This window comes from Kribbella amoyensis, assembly GCF_007828865.1.
In the GTDB taxonomy this organism is placed as follows: domain Bacteria; phylum Actinomycetota; class Actinomycetes; order Propionibacteriales; family Kribbellaceae; genus Kribbella; species Kribbella amoyensis.
Genome location: NZ_VIVK01000001.1, coordinates 194681 through 212349, shown reverse-complemented (window position 1 = coordinate 212349; position 17669 = coordinate 194681). Strand labels below are relative to the sequence as shown.

General features: G+C 71.5%; 14 protein-coding genes. 8 read left to right on the top strand and 6 right to left on the bottom strand.

Translation table 11 applies throughout. The features are described from left to right. Window positions 1-78: 78 nt before the first annotated feature. The gene (locus tag FB561_RS01050) at window positions 79-939 is read left to right on the top strand and encodes an SDR family NAD(P)-dependent oxidoreductase (protein WP_202880516.1); all 861 of its coding nucleotides are present in this window, start codon (window positions 79-81) and stop codon (window positions 937-939) included. Here FB561_RS01050 and FB561_RS01045 read toward each other — a convergent pair. Beyond that, window positions 920-4081 (bottom strand): AfsR/SARP family transcriptional regulator, encoded by a 3162-nt coding sequence (locus tag FB561_RS01045; RefSeq protein WP_145802038.1) that lies wholly within the window; start codon window positions 4079-4081, stop codon window positions 920-922. The genes FB561_RS01050 and FB561_RS01045 overlap by 20 nt on opposite strands. 82 nt (window positions 4082-4163) lie before the next feature. Here FB561_RS01045 and FB561_RS01040 point away from each other — a divergent pair, with 82 nt between their 5' ends. The 5 genes from FB561_RS01040 (at window position 4164) to FB561_RS01020 (ending at window position 8396) form a co-directional block, all read left to right on the top strand. Then, on the top strand, window positions 4164-5168 hold the full coding sequence (locus tag FB561_RS01040; protein WP_145802036.1) for an NADP-dependent oxidoreductase: 1005 nt from the start codon (window positions 4164-4166) through the stop codon (window positions 5166-5168). An 86-nt stretch (window positions 5169-5254) separates the two neighbouring features. Next, on the top strand, window positions 5255-5632 hold the full coding sequence (locus FB561_RS01035) for a YciI family protein (RefSeq protein ID WP_145812661.1): 378 nt from the start codon (window positions 5255-5257) through the stop codon (window positions 5630-5632). A 105-nt stretch (window positions 5633-5737) separates the two neighbouring features. Then, on the top strand, window positions 5738-6994 hold the full coding sequence (locus tag FB561_RS01030; protein WP_145802034.1) for an RNA polymerase sigma factor: 1257 nt from the start codon (window positions 5738-5740) through the stop codon (window positions 6992-6994). A gap of 149 nt (window positions 6995-7143) precedes the next feature. Continuing rightward, complete coding sequence (locus tag FB561_RS01025) at window positions 7144-7950, top strand: alpha/beta fold hydrolase (RefSeq protein WP_145802032.1); 807 nt, start codon at window positions 7144-7146, stop codon at window positions 7948-7950. Beyond that, window positions 7950-8396: a YdeI/OmpD-associated family protein gene (locus FB561_RS01020; RefSeq protein WP_145802030.1), complete on the top strand. Its 447-nt coding sequence runs from the start codon at window positions 7950-7952 to the stop codon at window positions 8394-8396. Before FB561_RS01025 ends, FB561_RS01020 begins: the two co-directional genes overlap by 1 nt. A gap of 60 nt (window positions 8397-8456) precedes the next feature. On the opposite strand, the gene FB561_RS01015 is transcribed toward FB561_RS01020, so the two are convergent. The 3 genes from FB561_RS01015 to FB561_RS01005 form a co-directional block, all read right to left on the bottom strand. Further along, window positions 8457-9083 carry a superoxide dismutase gene (locus tag FB561_RS01015; RefSeq protein ID WP_145802028.1) on the bottom strand — a complete coding sequence of 209 codons (627 nt, stop codon included), beginning with the start codon at window positions 9081-9083 and terminating at the stop codon, window positions 8457-8459. A 265-nt stretch (window positions 9084-9348) separates the two neighbouring features. After that, window positions 9349-10170, bottom strand: a complete 822-nt coding sequence (locus FB561_RS01010; RefSeq protein WP_145802026.1) for an alpha/beta fold hydrolase — start codon at window positions 10168-10170, stop codon at window positions 9349-9351. Further along, window positions 10167-11408, bottom strand: a complete 1242-nt coding sequence (locus FB561_RS01005; RefSeq protein WP_145802024.1) for an MFS transporter — start codon at window positions 11406-11408, stop codon at window positions 10167-10169. The genes FB561_RS01010 and FB561_RS01005 overlap by 4 nt, the downstream gene beginning before the upstream one ends. A gap of 84 nt (window positions 11409-11492) precedes the next feature. Between FB561_RS01005 and FB561_RS01000 the strand changes: the two genes are divergently transcribed. Beyond that, window positions 11493-12431 carry a LysR family transcriptional regulator gene (locus FB561_RS01000; RefSeq protein ID WP_145802022.1) on the top strand — a complete coding sequence of 313 codons (939 nt, stop codon included), beginning with the start codon at window positions 11493-11495 and terminating at the stop codon, window positions 12429-12431. Window positions 12432-12489: 58 nt separating this feature from the next. On the opposite strand, the gene FB561_RS00995 is transcribed toward FB561_RS01000, so the two are convergent. Both FB561_RS00995 and FB561_RS00990 read right to left on the bottom strand, forming a co-directional pair. Beyond that, complete coding sequence (locus tag FB561_RS00995) at window positions 12490-13293, bottom strand: alpha/beta fold hydrolase (RefSeq protein WP_238334595.1); 804 nt, start codon at window positions 13291-13293, stop codon at window positions 12490-12492. Window positions 13294-13347: 54 nt separating this feature from the next. Further along, window positions 13348-14355 carry a methyltransferase gene (locus FB561_RS00990; protein WP_145802020.1) on the bottom strand — a complete coding sequence of 336 codons (1008 nt, stop codon included), beginning with the start codon at window positions 14353-14355 and terminating at the stop codon, window positions 13348-13350. Window positions 14356-14631: 276 nt separating this feature from the next. Here FB561_RS00990 and FB561_RS00985 point away from each other — a divergent pair, with 276 nt between their 5' ends. Continuing rightward, the gene (locus FB561_RS00985) at window positions 14632-17616 is read left to right on the top strand and encodes a glycine--tRNA ligase (RefSeq protein ID WP_202880788.1); all 2985 of its coding nucleotides are present in this window, start codon (window positions 14632-14634) and stop codon (window positions 17614-17616) included. Window positions 17617-17669: the final 53 nt, after the last annotated feature.

Here is a 17669-nt window from a genome sequence, read left to right as displayed (position 1 = left end):
TGACATCGTACTCACCGCCTGCCTAGGCTCCTCGCCAACAGATAAGTCATCGATCGATGACTTATGACGGGAGGAACCATGCGCAACGTCTTCGTGGCCGGCGGAACGACCGGGATGGGCCGGGCGATCGCCGATCACTACCTCGGTCAGGGCGCTCGGGTGACGGTCGTCGGGAGTACGCCGTCGCGGGGTGAGCGGTTCCTCGCCGACGCGGCGGCCGCGGGTGCGGGGGACCGGGCTTCGTTCGTCCACGCGGACCTGCTCTCGATCGCGGAGAACCACCGGGTGGTCGAGGAGCTCCGGGCCCGCCACGATTCGCTCGACGCGGTCGTGCTGGCCGCGATGCTGCCGTTCGTCAAGCGGCACGAGACGGCGGACGGGTTCGAGGGCTCGTTCGTGCTCTACTACCTGAGCCGCTTCGTCCTGAGCTACCGGCTGACCGACCTGCTCGAACGCGGCGACGCCCCGATCATCACGAGCATCGGCGCCACCGGCATCACCAAGGGCGACGTGAACTGGGACGACCTGCAGTCCACCCGGAACTACAGCGCCGTCCGCACCACGATCAGCAGCGGCCGCGCGAACGACCTGCTCGGCGTGCACTACCTGCAGAACCACCCGGACGGCCGGACCAAGTACCTCCAACTCCGCCCGCCGTACACCCGCAGCGGCACCAACCACCTACCCCAGCCGTACCGCGCGGCGGCCTCCGTACTCGCCAGGCTCTTCGCCACACCGCCCGAGCGGAGTGTCCGGAGCACCCTCGAACTGATGGACCACCAACCACCCGAGCGCCTTGTCCTGCGAGCCGTCGACAAGCCCGTCGATCCGGGTCTCGCGACCTTCGACCCGGACAAGGCGCGCCGCCTGTACGACCTGACCGCGCACGTCCTCGACCCGACCAGGTGGAGCACGGACGTCAGCCGAGACGGGCGGTGATGCGGTCCAGGTCGCCTCGTTCGGCGGGTGGGAGGGGTGCGCCGACCGAGGTGCGGAGGGCGGCGGCTTCGGCGAGGAGGCGGCGGGCCTGGTGGAGTCGGCCGGCGGACGAGTGGGCGCCGGCCTGGCCTTCGAGGGCGAGGGCGATCGCGCGGGGGTCGCCGAGTTTCTCGGCCGCGGCTTGGGAGTCGCGGTGCCGGGCCAGGGCGATTTCGGGGTCGCCGCGCAGTTCGGCGACGAAGCCGAGCTCGGCGAGGACGAGGGCGAGGCCTGGTTCACCGTCGACCCGGGTGAGCCAGTGCAGCCAGCGGCGCAGGTGCCGCTCGGCGTCGTCGAGGCGATGCTGGCGGCGGGCCGACAACGCCAGGCCCATCTCGGCGAACTCCTCGGCGACCTCGTCCGACTGCTCCACCGCGATCCGTAACGCCCGGTGGTGCAGGTCGTCGGCCGCTGCCGTGTCTCCGGTCAGCAATGCGATCCGGCCGAGTCCGGACAACTTGAACGACACCTCGCACCACCGTCCGAGGTCCTCGGCGAGGCGCCGCCCGGTCCGGTGGTGCTCGGCCGCGCTCGGATAGTCGCCCTCGATCTCGGCCAGCTCGGCCCGCGTACTGGTTGCCTTCAGCAACCCCCAGCGATCGCCCAGCCGGCGGAAGATCCGCTCGGCCTCGTGGGCGTCGCGCTCCGCTGCTGCCAGCTCGCTGCGTGCTCGGCGTAACGTCGCGCGGAGACTCAGCGATGCCGCGACCCCCCAGTCGTCGGCCAGCTCCCGTGACGCCCGCAGAGCCGTCGCGACCAGCTCTTCGGTCGTTGCCGGATCACCGAACCCGCGATTCGCATAGGCCAGCAACCACACCGCCCGAGCAGCCTCCACCGGATCGGCGATCCCCAACCGGGCGGCGTCCGCGGCCGCCCGCAGATCCACAGTCGACACGGCTTCCCGCGTACCGACGACGCTCGCCCGCAGCTGATCCGCGCGGATCTGACCGTTGACACTCGGGTTGCTGGGGGTCTCGCCGCAGAGGAGGGCGAGGGCTGTTTGCCAGACTTCGACTGCGGCGCGGTCGGTTGCCGGCCCGGGGAGCGTCAGGGCGGTGGCGAGCGTACGCCGGGCTTCGATCAGCCGCCCGCGAAGGAACCAGTACCAGCCCAGGCTGCTCGCCAGCCGAAGCGCGTGCGCCCCGTCGGCCGTACTCACCGCGTGGTCGAACGCATGACGGAATTCCGCGGTCTCGGCGTCGAGGCGGTCGAGCCAGCTCAGCTGATCCGCCGAGTGGAGTTGCGCCCGTGCGGCCAGGTCCAGGTAGTACGCGAGGTGTCGCCGCTGGACCGACTCGGCCTCACCAGACTCCTCGAGTTGCTCGGCCGCGAACGCCCGGACGGACTCGAGCAACCGGAAACGCTGCCCGGTCGACGTCTCCAGCGTCGTCACGAGCGACCGATCGGCCAGCCCCAGGACGGCGGCGGCGACGTCGTGGTCACCGTTGATTGCATCGTTGACCGCATCGTTGTCCTGGGCAACGGAGACGGCCGCGTCGAGGCTGAACGAGTCGGCGTGGGTCGCGAGCCGGCGGAGCACGGTCTGCTCGGCCGGGGAGAGCAGCTGCCAGCTCCAGTCGATCATCGCCCGCAAGGTCTGCTGCCGGGCCGGTCCGGTCCGCCGTCCGGAACTGAGCAGCGCGAGCCGGTCGTCCAGCCGCGCGGCGAGCTCGCCGACACCGAGGACGCGGACGCGGGCGGCGGCCAGTTCGAGGGCGAGCGGGTTGCCGTCCAGGCCGAGACAGATCCGGCGAATCGCGGTCGCGTTCTGGTCCGTCACGGTGAGACCGGCTCGCGCGGTGAACAGCTGGACCGCGGCCGAAGCCGTCAGCGGCTCGTCGTCGACCGGCAACCCGAGCGGAGGGACCGCGATCACGACCTCGCCGGGCACACCCAGTACCTGTTGCCCTGTCGCCAGCACCCGCACGCCCGGCGCGGCCCGCAGTACGGTCTCGGCCAGCTGGGCCGCGGCGTCGGCGACGTGCTCGCAGTTGTCCAACAGCAGCACCATTTGCCGCCCGCGCAGCGCCTCGACCAGGAGCCGCTCCGCCTGACCGTGTGGTCCTGGCTCCCGCGAGGTGCGGCGGTCGGACGGTTCGCGGATGCCGAGGCTGGTGAGGGCCGTGGCCGCGATGGTCTCCGGATCAGCCGTCCGGTCCAGCGCGGCGAGCTCGACCAACCACGCGTCCTCCTGTTCGCTCGCCGCGGCCAGGGCGACGCGGGTCTTGCCCGTACCGCCTGGACCGACCAGCGTGACCAGGCGGCCTCGCTTCAGCCCCGCGCTCACCTTGTCGAGCACGGACTCGCGCCCGATCAGCTCGGTCAGGCCGGCCGGCAGATTGGTACCGCGCGGGGTCAAGGTGAGGGCCGGGTCCTGGCGCAGGATCGCGGTGTGCAGGGCGGCGAGTTCCGGGGTGGGATCGAGGCCGAGGTCCTCGGCAAGCTGGTGGCGTAGTTCGTCGTACCCGGCGAGCGCGTCCGCGTGCCGGCCGGAGCGGTAGAGGGCGAGCAGGTACGCCGCCCGGAGCCGCTGGCGCAACGGATGAAGGGTCACCTGTTCGGTGAGCTCCGCGGCGAGTTGATGGTGCTCACCGAGCTCCAGCCGGGCTTCGGCGAGCTCCTCCTCGGCCGAGAGGCGCTCCTCCTCCAGCCGCAGGATCGCGGACCGGGTGAACGTCTCGTCGGCGAAATCCGCGTACGCCGGACCGCGCCACAACCCGAGCGCTTCGCGGAGCAGCCGGACCCGTTCCCGTGGAGCCGCGGCCACCCGCGCACGGCGTACCAGGTCGAGGAACTCGTCCGCGTCGACGGCCTCGGTGGTCAGCAGGTAGCCGGGGGACCGGGAGACCACCAGGGACCGGGCGCCTGGTTCGGCGTGGTCGAGCGCGTGCCGGAGCCGCGAGATCTTCAGCTGGACCGTACCGGCCGGGTTGGCGGGCGGGGCGTCGGCGTACAGGTCCTCGGTGAGACGGTCGGCCGAGACGATCCGGCCCCGGTGCGCGAGCAGATCGGCCAGGACCGCCCGCACCTTCAGCTCGGGGATCCGGACCGGCTCACCGGTGTCGGTCCAGGCCGTGACCGGACCGAGTACCCCGAAGCGCATGCCGCCCACGCTACCGGCCGACAGGGAACCGACAGGTCTCCGTTCAACGCTGGTATCACCCAGCTAGGAGAGGAACCCAGTGATGAACCAGCCGCTCAGCGGTCAGGAAGTCCGGCTCGCCGCTCGTCCGCACGGAGAACCGACACCGGCCGACTTCGAGCTCACCACGGCACCGGTCCCGGTCCCGAAGGCCGGTCAGGTGCTCGTCCGGAACACCTGGATCTCCGTCGACCCGTACATGCGCGGCCGGATGGACGAGGTGACCGGTGGCCTGCCGCCGTTCCGGATCGGCGAGGTGATGGACGGCGGTGCGCTCGGCGAGGTGATCGCCTCGGAGGCCGACGGCATCCCGGTCGGGGCAACGGTCAGCCACTTCCTCGGCTGGCGGGAGTACGCCGTGGTCGACGCCGCCGACGCGCTCGTGGTGGACACCACCGTGGCGCCGCCGGAGTCGTACTTGGGGGTCCTCGGCGTCACCGGGCTCACGGCGTACGCGGCGCTGACGCGGATCGTGCAGGTCCGCGAGGGGGACATCGTGTTCGTCTCGGCGGCGGCCGGGGCGGTCGGCTCGGTCGCGGGTCAGGTGGCGAAGCAACTCGGTGCGGCCAGGGTGATCGGCTCGGCCGGTGGGCCGCTGAAGGCCAAGAAGCTGATCGAGGACTTCGGATTCGACGTGGCCCTCGACTACTGGGCCGGGGACCTGGCCGGCCAACTGCGGGCCGCGGCACCCGACGGACTGGACGTGTACCTGGACAACGTGGGCGGCGACCACCTGCGGGCGGCGATCGACAATCTGCGTCCGCACGGCCGGGCCGCGTTGATCGGGTCGGTCAGTGGCTACAACACGGCGGTCCCGGCGCCTGACAACCTGCTGGACGTGGTCTACAAGTCGCTCACGCTGCGCGGGATCCAGGTGACGGACCACTTCGACCTGCTCGGAGAGTACGTCGGCCGGGCGGTGCGCTGGCTGGCCGACGGGCGGTTGCGGGCCGAGTCGACGGTCGTGGACGGGCTCGCCGAGGCGCCGGGAGCGCTGATCGGGGTGCTGCGGGGCGCGAACACCGGCAAGATGCTGGTACGGATCTGAGGAATCGGGATCCGGATGTCGATCCTCCGGTGCGCTGGTCGACGAGTGGGTGAGTGATCGACCAACGAACCAGGGAGCTGACGGCAATGCGGTACATGATCATCAACAAGGCGGACGAGAACAGCGAAGCCGGGCGGATGCCGGCGCCGGCGGTCGGCGAGGCGGTCGGGCAGGTGGTCGACGACATGACCAAGGCCGGCGTGCTGTTGCTCGGCGAGGGCGTGCACCGTAGTTCGCTCGGCGCCCGGGTGAAGGTGGCCGGGGGCAAGCGCACCGTCACGGACGGGCCGTTCACCGAGACCAAGGAACTGATCGGCGGATTCATGGTCCTCGACGTCCGGTCCCGGGACGAGGCGATCGAGTGGGCCGCCCGCCTCGCCGAGGCCCTGGACGCCGAGGTCGAGGTCCGCCGCGTCGTCGAGGAAGCCGACTTCGACCCCGCCGCTGACGTCTGGAAGGACTGATTCAGCCCCTGAGAGTGCACTCACCGTGCACTCTCAGGGAACCCGCGGTGCACTCCGGCCGGAAGTGGCTTGCTCTGGCTGCCGGGTTGGGGTTCCATCGGTCGCGTGACGGTTACGGACACCCACGGGGCGATCGACGCGGTCTGGCGGATCGAGTCGGCACGGATCATCGCCGGCGTCGCGCGGATCGTGCGCGACGTCGGACTGGCCGAGGAACTGGCCCAGGACGCGTTGGTCGCGGCGCTCGAGCAATGGCCGGAGTCGGGCGTGCCGAACAACCCGGGCGCCTGGTTGATGGCGATCGCGAAGCGGCGGGCGATCGACCTGATCCGGCGCAAGGAGACCTACCAGCGCAAGCTGGCCGAGATGGGCCACCAGCTGGAGATCGACGGCGACAGCGTCGAGGACGACGTGGAGGCGATCCTCGAGGACCACATCGAGGACGACCTGCTCCGGCTCGTGTTCACCGCCTGCCACCCGGTGCTGACCACCGACGCCCGGGTCAGCCTGACGCTGCGGCTGCTCGGCGGCCTGAAGACCGACGAGATCGCCCGCGCGTTCCTCGCCCCCGAGCCGACCATTGCCCAGCGCATCGTCCGGGCCAAACGGAACCTGGCCAAGGCCGGGGTCGAGTTCGAGGTGCCGGCCGGGGACGACCTGGTCGAGCGGCTGTCCTCGGTGCTCGAAGTGATCTACCTGATCTACAACGAGGGCTACTCCGCGACCGCGGGCGACGACTGGATGCGGCCGGCGCTGTGCAACGAGGCGCTGCGGCTCGGCCGGTTGCTGGCCGAGCTGATGCCGCAGGAGCCGGAGGTGCACGGGCTGCTCGCGCTGATGGAGCTGCAGGCGTCCCGGGCGAACGCACGCGTCGGTCCGAACGGTGAGCCCGTCCTGCTGCTCGACCAGGACCGCCGGCGCTGGGACCGGTTGCTGATCCGCCGTGGTCTGGAGAGCATCGACCGCGCGTGGGCGCAGGAGGCACCACCCGGGCCGTACCTGCTGCAGGCCGCGATCGCCGCCTGTCACGCCCGGGCCGCCGAGGCCGACGACACCGACTGGGCCACCATCGCCGGACTGTACGAGGTGCTCGCGCAGGTCACGCCGTCGCCGGTGGTCGAGCTGAACAGGGCGGTCGCGCTGTCGATGGCGTTCGGTCCCGAGCGTGGACTGGAGGCGGTCGACACGTTGCTCGACGAGCCCTCGCTGAAGGGGTACCACCTGCTGCCGAGCGTCCGCGGGGACCTGCTGTTCAAGCTCGGCCGGCTCGCCGAGGCGCGGGTCGAGTTCGAGCGGGCCGCCGGCCTGACCCGGAACGAACGCGAACGTGTCCTGCTCCTGGATCGCGCCGCCGCCTGCTGACGAACGCCTGAGCTCCGCTGGGCCGGTCGAGGACTACCGTCGGGGGGATCGACCGAAAGAAGGTGCCCGGTGGTGTCGAATCGTGGCCGGTTCGCTCGACGCAGGGGTGAGACCGGGACGAGGGACCCGGCGCGAGAGGAGTGGACACGATGGAGAAGACCACCTCGAAGGACGGCACCACGATCGCGTACGACCGGGCCGGTTCGGGTCCGGCGGTCGTGCTCGTCGACGGCGCGCTCTGCAGCCGGGCCCAGGGTCCGATGCCCGAGCTCGCGGCCGAGCTGAAGTCCCGGTTCACCGTGTACAACTACGACCGGCGCGGCCGCGGCGACAGCGGCGACACCGCGGAGTACTCGGTCGAGCGGGAGATCGAGGACCTGGCCGCCGTGATCGAGGCGGCCGGCGGTTCCGCTTACGTGTACGGGACGTCGTCCGGTGCCGCGTTGTCCTTGCGGGCGGCCTCGGCCGGGGTGCCGATCGCCAAGCTGGCCGTGTTCGAGGCGCCGTTCGTCGTGGACGCCAGCCGCCGGCAGATCCCCCCGACCTGGGTGGCCGACCTGCGGGCCCTGGTCGCCGAGGACCGCCGGGGCGACGCGGTGAAGTACTTCATGACCAAGGGCGTCGGCCTGCCGGGCATCGTGGTCGCGCTGATGCAGCTGATGCCGGCCTGGAAGCCGATGAAGGCGGTCGCCCACACCCTCCCGTACGACGCGGAGGTCGTCGGCGCGAACGGCTTCGGCCAACCGCTGGACCAGGCCCAGTTCGCCGGGATCGAGCAGCCGGTCCTGGTCGTCGGCGGTGGCAAGAGCCCGGCCTGGATGCGGACCTCGGTCCGCGCCGTCGCGGCCGCCGTCCCCGGTGCCGTCCACCGCGAGATCCCGGGCCAGAACCACATGATCAAGGCGACCGCCATCGCGCCCGTGCTGGCCGAGTACTTCGGCGGGGGTGCGGCGTGATGAGGTTCCGGACCACGCTGGCCGGCACGACGACCACCGGGATCGTGGTCCCGCCGGAGGTGATCGAGGCCCTGGGCCAGGGCAAGAAGCCGCCCGTGGTCGTGACGGTCGGCGGGCACACGTATCGCAGTACGGTCGCCGTGATGGGCGGGAGGTTCATGATCTCGCTGAGCGCGAAGAACCGGGCGGCCGCGGGCGTCGCGGCCGGCGACGAGGTGGACGTCGAGGTCGAGCTGGACACGGAGCCGCGGGTGCTGGAGGTACCGGCGGACTTCGCTACGGCCCTGGACGCGCGGCCGGAGGCGCGGGCGTTCTTCGACGGCCTCTCGTACAGCCAGCGCAGCTGGTTCGTGCTGGGGATCGAGGACGCGAAGAAGCCGGAGACCCGGCGGAACCGGATCGAGAAGGCGGTCGAGCGGCTGGCGTCCGGCCGCGGCCAGCGCTGACCGCGCCCGAAGACCCGAGGGCTGGGACCCCCGGGCTCTCCGGACGGAGCAGGTCGAGCGTCAGGCGACGGTGATAAGGCCGCCGGCGTTGCTGCGGGCCGCAGAGAAGCGGGCCTGCGCGTCGGCCCAGTTCACCACGTTCCACCAAGCCTTCACGTAGTCCGGCTTGACGTTCTTGTACTGCAGGTAGAACGCGTGCTCCCACATGTCCAGCATGACGATCGGGATCTGTCCGGCCGGCAGGTTGCCCTGCTGGTCGTACAGCTGGTGGATCAGCAGCCGGCCCTGCAGCGCGTCCCAGCCGAGGATGGCCCAGCCGGACCCCTGGATGGTGGTCGCGCTCGCGGTGAAGTGCGCCTGGAACGCGTCGAACGAGCCGAACGCCTCGTCGATCGCGGCCGCCAGCTCGCCGTCCGGCTTGTCGCCACCGTCCGGCGACAGGTTCTTCCAGAAGATCGAGTGGTTGACGTGCCCGCCGAGGTTGAAGGCGAGCGACTTCTCCAGCCCGACGATCGCGCCGAAGTCCCCCTTCTCGCGGGCCGCGGCCAGCTTCTCCAGGGTGTCGTTCAGACCGTTCACGTAGGTCTGGTGGTGCTTGGAGTGGTGCAGCTCCATGATCTCGCCGGCGATGCTCGGCGCGAGTGCGCCGTAGTCGTAGGGGAGGTCGGGAAGCGTGTACGTGGTCAACTCTGCTCCTTCGTCAGGGCCCCGCGCGGGGCCGATATCTGCGATGTCCTGTCTCAGCGGCACCAGCTTGAAACTTCAACCACGGTTGAGGTCAAGTCACCACGCCGGACAGCGCCGGCCTGGGTCGACCCGGTGCCCGGACCAGGTGCTGCTCACACAGCCCGCGGTCCGTCACCTCCCCAGCTTCACATACTCCGCGAGGGGCAGGGCTCCCGGTCTCGTCCCAGTTCGCCGCTGAGAGGCAACGCCTATCGGCCCCGTGGTCTCAGCTGTCAGCCAGTACCGCGCGCAGCCGGGCCGCGAACGGCTCCGGGTCCTCGGCGAAGCCGGTGTGATCGCCCGGGAACAGCGCGGGTTCGACGCCCAGGCCCGCGGCGAGGGCGCGCGACGTACGGTCGCAGAGCTGTCCGGCCGAGTCGGTGCCGATCCCGACCACCAGATCGACCGGGCCGTCCCGGAGGGCGCTGACGTCCGGCTGCCAACGGATGCTGGCTCGCATCTCGTACTCGAACCAGAACCGCTCGTCGGCGACCACCTGCGGATCCCGGTCGCCGCCGAACATCGCCTCGAGCAGCTCGTCGGGGGCATCGATGTTCGCGGCGCCGAAGAACTTCCGCCAGGCGCCGACCACGTCCCCGCGCAGGTAGGTCGCCATCAGGTCGTCGGACCGCCGGTGCAGGTCGTCGCGGTCGGCGAGCAGGTTCTCCAGCGGCGGCTCGTGCGCGATCACGGTGCGGACCAGGTCCGGGTAGTGCTGGGCGAGCGCGAGCACGCTGACCGCGCCACCACTCGAACCGAACACGGTCGCCGGCCCCGCATCGAGTTCGGTGATCAGCCGGGCCAGGTCGTCGGCCCGCTGCTCCGGGGTCGAACCGGACGCCGGGTCGTCGAGCGGACTGCGGTTGATCCCGCGCGGATCGGCGGTCAGGACGGTGTGGTCGGTGGCCAGCAGGTCGGCCAGGGGTTCGAAGGACCGGGCGTCCATCGGGGCGCCGACGAGGACGACGAGCGGGCCGTCGCCGCGGACCTCGTGGTACAGCCGGGCACCGGGGACGGCGAGGGTACGGGTGGTCACGGTCAGGGTCATCGGATGCTCCTTGGGTAGGTCTTGCCGGGTTCTTGGTCGGCCTCGCCGGAAGCGAGGAAGCGGTTCAGTACTGCGGGGGCCGCGGCGGCGACCAGGACGCCGAGGACGGCCGGGATCAGCAGGGCGGTCGGCAGCCCGGCCTGGCCGGCGACGGCGCCGATCACAGCGGGACCGACGAGGCCGCCGCCGTAGCTGATGGTGGTGACGGTGGAGAGCCGGCGGGCGGACGCACCGGAACTCCCGAGCGCGCTGACCACGACCGGCCAGACCATCGCCATCCCGGCCCCGGCGAGCACCCAGCCGGCGATCGCCGTCCCGACCGGCTGGGTGGGCGTGACGCCGGCGAGCAGCACCAGCGCGTACCCCGCGGTCGCGGTCCCGCCGGCGATCCGGATCGTCCGCCCGGGCCCGAGCCGCGCGCGGACGGGATCACCGACGAACCGGACGACCGTCATCGCCACGAAGAAGAACGTGTAGACCAGCGATCCGACCGCCGGCGTCGCCCCGAGCACCCGCGTCGCATGCACCCCGGCCCAGTCCGTCGCCGCCCCTTCCGTCAGAAAGGCCGCCGCCCCCATCACCCCCAGCGCAACCACGACTCCACCCCGCCGCCCCCCGCCGAGCTGAGCCCCACCCGCCTGAGCTGCGGTCGGCTGCGGGGCTTCTGCTCTGTTCTCGTTCGTGGATTTGTGGGTTGGGTCCGGGGTTGTGGTGCGGGTGAGGAGGAGGGCTGTGGTGAGGAGGGTGGTGGCGCCGAGGACCTGGAGGGGTTGGACGGTCAGGCCGAGGTGGAGAGTGGTGGTGACGAGGGCGCCGCCGAGGACCGCGCCGAGGGTCCAGGTGCCGTGCATCGTCGCCATCACCGGGCGGTCGGTCGAGCGTTCGACGGCGACGGCCTGCACGCTGAGGGCGACGTTGAGTGCCCCCGACAACATCCCGAGCACGACGACCGCGACCATCAGGATCGCGGCCGACGGCGCCGCGGCGACCAGGACCGGTGCCGCCGCCGAAGCCGGCAGCGACCAGCTCAGCAACCGACGCGCGGTCCACCGATCGGCCACCCGCCCCGCGATCGGCATCGCCACCAGCGCGCCCACCGCCAGCGCCATCAGCAAGGCGCCGAGCCGGCCGGCGCCGAGTTCGAGCCGGGCATCGGTGGCGGGCAGCGTCGCGCCCCACAGTGCGTTGATCGCGCCGGTCAGCCCGTAGCACCCGGCGGTCCTTGCTCTTGCTCCCATGTCTCGACCCTGAGGCAGGACCCCGGTCGGACTCCAACACCTGTTGGGCGCCTATTCACGCAGCTGGCGTGTTAATAAGGACGGGTGCCTGACGACCTGGAGATCCGGCTGCTGCGGTACTTCGTCGTGGTCGCGGAGGAGTTGCACTTCAGCCGCGCCGCCCAACGGCTGTTCATCGCGCAGCAGGCGCTCAGCCGGGACATCCGCCGGCTGGAGGATCGCGTCGGCGTCCGGCTGCTCGACCGGACCACCCGCAGTGTCGAACTGACCGCGGCCGGGCGCCTGCTGGTGACCCGCGCCCAGGAGTTGCTCGCGCTGCACGACCTGACCGTTCGCGAGCTCCGCGGCGAGGCGCCGTCGCTCACCGTCGACGTGGTCGGGCCGGGCCTCACGCCGACGCTCGTGCTCGACGTGGCCCGGCAGAACGCACCCGAGCTGGAGTTCTTCGCGCGCTTCCACACCGGTACCGAGCCGGCCGTGCCGTTGCTCCTGGCCGAGCGGCTGGACGTGAGTTTCGGCCGGAATCCGACCCGGGTTCCGGGGATTCGCGAGCGCGTGGTGCGGTACGAGCCGTTGGCGGTCCTGATCCCGGAGACGCATCGGCTCGCCGATCTCGCCGCCGTACCGCTGGAGGAGTTGCGGGGGACCGGGGTCTGCTTCCGCGCCGGGAATCACGCGACCCCGGCCTGGGACCACGCGGTCCTTCAGTTGCTCGCGTCGCTCGGCATCGACGCGGGCGGCGCCCACCCTCATGTCCAGGGGGAGGACGAGCTCGCGCGGCACGTCCGCGACCGCGACGCCCCGATCCTGACGATGGGCTCCCAGGCCGCTGTACCGGGTGCCGTCGTCCGGCCGCTGGTGGATCCGGTCGCGGTGTACCCCTGGACGATGCTGTGGCGGGCCGACCTGAAGCACCCGGGTCTCGACGCTCTGCACGCCGCGATCGACAGCCTCGGCGCCGACGGCTGGCAGCAGCTCCCACCCGACGCCTGGCTCCCCGAACCCGAGAGCACGAGAACCTGACCCGAACCCGGGCCGCTCGTCCGACCCGGGCGTTGCGGCCGGCTTCCGGCGCTGGTGGTCAGGCCGGGAGTTCCTTGCGGAGGGCGGTGGCGAAGGGTTCGGTCTGGTCCACGAAGCCGGTGTGGTCGCCGGGGAAGTGGGTCGGCGTGATGCCGAGGCCGGCGGCGAGGGCGGTCGAGGTGCGGTCGCAGAGCTGGCCGGTCGAGTCCGCGCCGATGCCGACCACGATCCGTACGCCGTTGCCGCGCAGCCGGTCCAGGTCGGGTTGCCAGCTGACCGACTCGCGCAACTCGTGGGCGAACCAGAACCGCTCGTCGGCGACGTCCCGCGGGTCCCGTTCGCCGCCGAACATCCCCTCCACCACCTCGTCCGGGACCTGGATGTTCGCCAGCGCGAAGAACTGCTGCCACGCGCCGACCACGTCCCCGGCCAGGTAGGTGGCCATCATCCGCTCCGACTTCGCCAGCAGGTCTTCGCCGTCCTCGACCAGCCGGTCCAGCGGCGGCTCGTGCGCGATCACCGTGCGCACCACCTCCGGATGGTGCTGCGCCAACGCCAGTGCGGTCACCGCGCCACCACTCGAGCCGAGGACCGTCGCCGGTCCCGCGCCGACGTGCCGGATCAGCCGGGCCAGGTCGTCCGCCCGCTGCTCCGGCGTCGAGGTGCCGCCGTCGACGAGCTTGCTGCGCCGCACGCCCCGCGGATCCGTGGTCAGCACGGTGTGATCGGCGGCGAGCAGGTCGGCGAGAGGCGCGAACGAGTCCGCGTTCATCGGCGCCCCCACCAGGACGACCAACGGCCCGCTGCCGCGCGTCTCGTAGTACAGCTCGGCGTCCGGTACCACCAGGGTGTTGTTGTTCATGTCCATCTCCTTGCCGTGTCCGTTCGATGCCCTCACGACGAACGAGGGACGCCGTTATGGACACAGCCGCCACAACGAGATCACCTCCCGCGCCCGGGCCGCCGACAACGGGTCGCTGTCGCGTCTCCGGGGAGTCGGGGCGGCATCGAGCCGGCCGGCGACTTTCAGGCCCGCCCGGTCGAAGGCGCGGAGCAACTCGGACCTGGTCCGCAGACCGAGGTGCTCGGCGAGGTCCGACAGGATCAGCCAGCCCTCGCCGCCCGGTTCGAGATGCGCGGTGAGACCGTCGAGGAACCCGCGCAGCATCCGCCCGTCCTCGTCGTACACGGCCTGGTCGAGCGGCGACTGCGGCTGAGCCGGCAGCCAAGGTGGGTTGCAGACGATCAACCCAGCACGTCCGGCGGGATACAGATCGACCCGGCGTCCGTCGATGCGGTCGGCGAACCCGAGCCGCTCGGCGTTCTCCCGCGCGCACCCAACCGCTCGCGGGTTCAGGTCGGTCGCGACGATCCGCGCCGTCGTCCGTCGAGCCAGGATCGCGGCCAGCACCCCGGACCCGGTCCCGAGGTCGACCACTGTGGTTGCTGATGGCAACGGACAGCGCGCGACCAGCTCGAGGTACTCCGGCCGGGTGGGCGCGAACACGCCGTACCAAGGGTGGATCCGGCCACCCGCGGCCGGTACGTCGATGCCGCGCAGGTAAAGCTGATGCGCACCGATCACGCCGAGCAGCTCGCGCAACGGCACCATGGCCGACGGTGGTGTCTCACCGTAGGCGTGCAGGCACGCGGTCCGCACGTCAGGGGCACGCCTCAGCGGGACGGTCAGATCGAGCAGCGGGACGTACAGCGCGTTGAGTACCGCGGTCCGCCGGGCCTGTGCGGCGCGGTACTCGGTGAAGGTGGCACCGCTGACCGGCAGTCGTCGGCCGAGGGCGGTGAGGAGCTGGCGGGCGTTGTGGAAGTCGCCCTGCCAAAGCAGAGCTTGTCCGTGGTCGATCAGCCGCAGCGCGTGTTTCGCCCGCAGCGAGTCGTCCACGGTGAGAATCCGTGGCGAAGTCATGGAACCGTTCCTGCCGGAAGGAGTGACGAGGGCAGCGCCGCCGGACGGCAGCGCGGCTCACCCGGAGGCCGGATGGCGCCGGGGAGCGGGAACGGGCAGGCTAGTGAACGACGCCTGCGTGTCTGGGGCTCGTCACGTCGGCAGTCTAGGCCAGATCACCCTGCTGACGCCTCGTGGTGAGACCATCGCGCGGGGGCGAATAGAATCCGGTGGTCGGTCCCGGCCGTCCGCCGGGATCAGGAGATCCCCGACCCCGAGGTTGTTGTCGTGCTCACGATGCAGGACGCGCTGCTCGCGCTGACGAAGTACTGGACCGATCGCGGTTGCATGGTCGTGCAGCCGTTCAACACCGAGGTGGGTGCGGGCACCCTCAACCCGGCCACCATCCTGCGGGTCCTCGGTCCCGAGCCGTGGCGGGTGGCGTACGTCGAGCCCAGCGTGCGGCCGGACGACAGCCGGTACGGCGAGAACCCGAACCGGCTGCAGACGCACACCCAGTTCCAGGTGGTGCTCAAGCCGGACCCGGGCAACCCGCAGGAGCTGTTCCTGGCCAGCCTCGAGGCGCTCGGCATCGACATCCACGCGCACGACGTGCGGTTCGTCGAGGACAACTGGGCGAACCCGGCGACCGGGTCCTGGGGACTCGGCTGGGAGGTCTGGCTGGACGGTCTGGAGATCACCCAGTTCACCTACTTCCAGCAGGCCGGCGGGATGACGCTGGACCCGGTGTCGGTGGAGATCACCTACGGCATCGAGCGGATCATGATGGCGCTGCAGGGGGTCTCGCACTTCAAGGACATCTCCTACGCGCCCGGCATCTCCTACGGCGAGGCGTTCGGCCAGGCCGAGTACGAGATGAGCCGGTACTACCTGGACGACGCCGACGTGGACAGCCAGAAGCGGCTGTTCGAGGAGTACGCGAGCGAGGCGCGCCGGATGCTCGACGCCCGGCTGCCGGTCCCGGCACACATCAACGTGCTGCGCTGCTCGCACACCTTCAACGTGCTGGACGCCCGCGGCGCGGTGAGCACGACCGAGCGCGCGAAGGCGTTCGGCCGGATGCGCGGCCTGGCCCGCGAGGTGGCCCAGCTGTGGGCCGAGCGGCGGGCCGAGCTCGAGCACCCGCTGGGCCTGGCCGAGCTGCCGGCCGCGGCGCCCGAGCCGGCCGAGTACCCCAAGGTCAGCGGGACCCGGCAGCTGCTGTTCGAGATCGGTACCGAGGAGATGCCGCCGTCGGAGGTCACCAAGACCGCCGACGCGGTCCGCACCGCGCTGACCGAGAAGCTGGCCGCCACCCGGCTCGGCCACGGCCGGATCAGCACGTACGCCACCCCGCGCCGCGTGGTCGCGTACGTCACCGAGGTGCAGGCGATGGAGCCGGACGCCGAGCGGGTCGTCCGCGGTCCGCGCAAGTCCGCCGCGTTCGATGCCGAGGGCAACGTCACGAAGGCGGCCGCCGGGTTCGCCCGCGGCCAGGGCGTCGAGGTGGGCGAGCTGCACGACCTCGACGTGGACGGCGTCGAGTACGTCGCCGTCACCAAGCCGGACCCGGGCCGTGGTGCCGCCGAGGTGCTGAGCGGGGTGCTCGCCGAGATCGTCAGCGGGCTGCGCTCGGACAAGAACATGCGCTGGAACGACGCGAAGCTGTCCTTCACCCGGCCGGTGCGCTGGCTGGTCGCGCTGCTCGGCGACCAGGTCGTCCCGGTCGCGGTGTCGTCGCTGGCCACCGGGCGGACCACCCGGGTACTGCGGACCGCGGCCCAGCCGACCGTCGAGATCGCGGCCGCCGAGGGGTACCTGGACCTGCTCCGGATCCACGGCATCGAGGCCGACCCGGCCCGCCGGCGGGAGCGGATCGTCGCCGACGCGCAGCGGCTGGCCGGTGAGGTCGACGGCACCGTCGACGTCGAGGGTGAGGCCGCGCTGGTCGACCAGATCGTCAACCTGGTCGAGGAACCGACCGCGATCCGGGGCGGCTACTCGGCCGACTACCTGGAGCTGCCGGCCGAGATCCTCACCACCGTGATGCGCAAGCACCAGCGGTACCTGCCGGTGCGCGACGCCGACGGCAAGCTGCTGCCGTACTTCGTCGCGGTCGCGAACGGCGCGGTCGACGAGGACACGGTCCGGGCCGGGAACGAAGGCGTCCTGCGGGCCCGGTACGAGGACGCGAACTTCTTCTGGAAGGCCGACCTGCAGACCAGCCCGGAGACGATGAAGGCCGAGCTGGAGAAGCTGGCGTTCGAGGAGCGGCTGGGCTCGATGGCGCAGCGCGCGACCCGGATCGGCCGGATCGCGGAGTCGCTGGCCGAGACGGTGGGGCTGGACGGGGACGACCTGACCACGCTGCGCCGGGCCGCCGAACTGGCGAAGTTCGACCTCGGGTCGCAGATGGTGGTCGAGCTGACCAGCCTGGCCGGCACGATGGCCCGCGAGTACGCCCGTCGCGCCGGCGAGACCGAGGCGGTCGCGCAGGCGCTGTACGACATGGAGCTGCCGCGGTCCGCGGGTGACCCGACGCCGTCGACGGTACCGGGCGCGTTGCTGGCACTGGCCGACCGGTTCGACCTGCTGGCCGGGCTGTTCGCGATCGGGGCGACCCCGACCGGTAGCTCGGACCCGTTCGGTCTGCGCCGCGCGGCTGCCGGTGTGGTCGCGATCCTGCGGGACCAGCCGGAGCTGCGCGCGATCACGCTGCCGGTCGGGCTGGCGGCGGCCGCCGAGCAGATCGTTGCTCAGGGCATCGAGGTGCCGGAGAAGGCCCTCGGCGAGGTGGCGGACTTCGCGGTCCGGCGCTACGAGCAGCAGCTGGTCGACGGCGACCACGACCACCTGCAGGTCGCGGCCGTCCTGCCGCTGGCGATGGCGCCGGCGATCGCGGACGAGACCCTGGCCGAGCTGCAGCGCCAGGTCGCGACGGAAGGCTTCGCGGACCTGGTCGCGGTGCTGCAGCGCGTCCGCCGGATCGTCCCGGCCGACGTCGAGGCCAAGTACGACCCGTCGAAGCTGACCGAGCCGGCCGAGCAAGCGCTGCACCAGGCGGTCGAGAAGGTCGGCGAGGCCCCGAGCTCCCTGGCGGACTTCGTCGCGGCCGCCTCGGTCCTCGTGGACCCGGTCACCACGTTCTTCGAAGAGATCCTGGTGATGGCCGAAGACGAAGAGGTCCGAGCAGCCCGTCTGGGCCTCCTCGCCACCATCCGCGACCTGGCCGCCCCGGTCCTCGACTGGCAAGCCCTCGGCACCAGCCTCAACCGCGAGTAGTCAATCCAACCAACAGCCCCTCGGCCCTCCCCGCAGGAGTCGAGGGGTTGTTG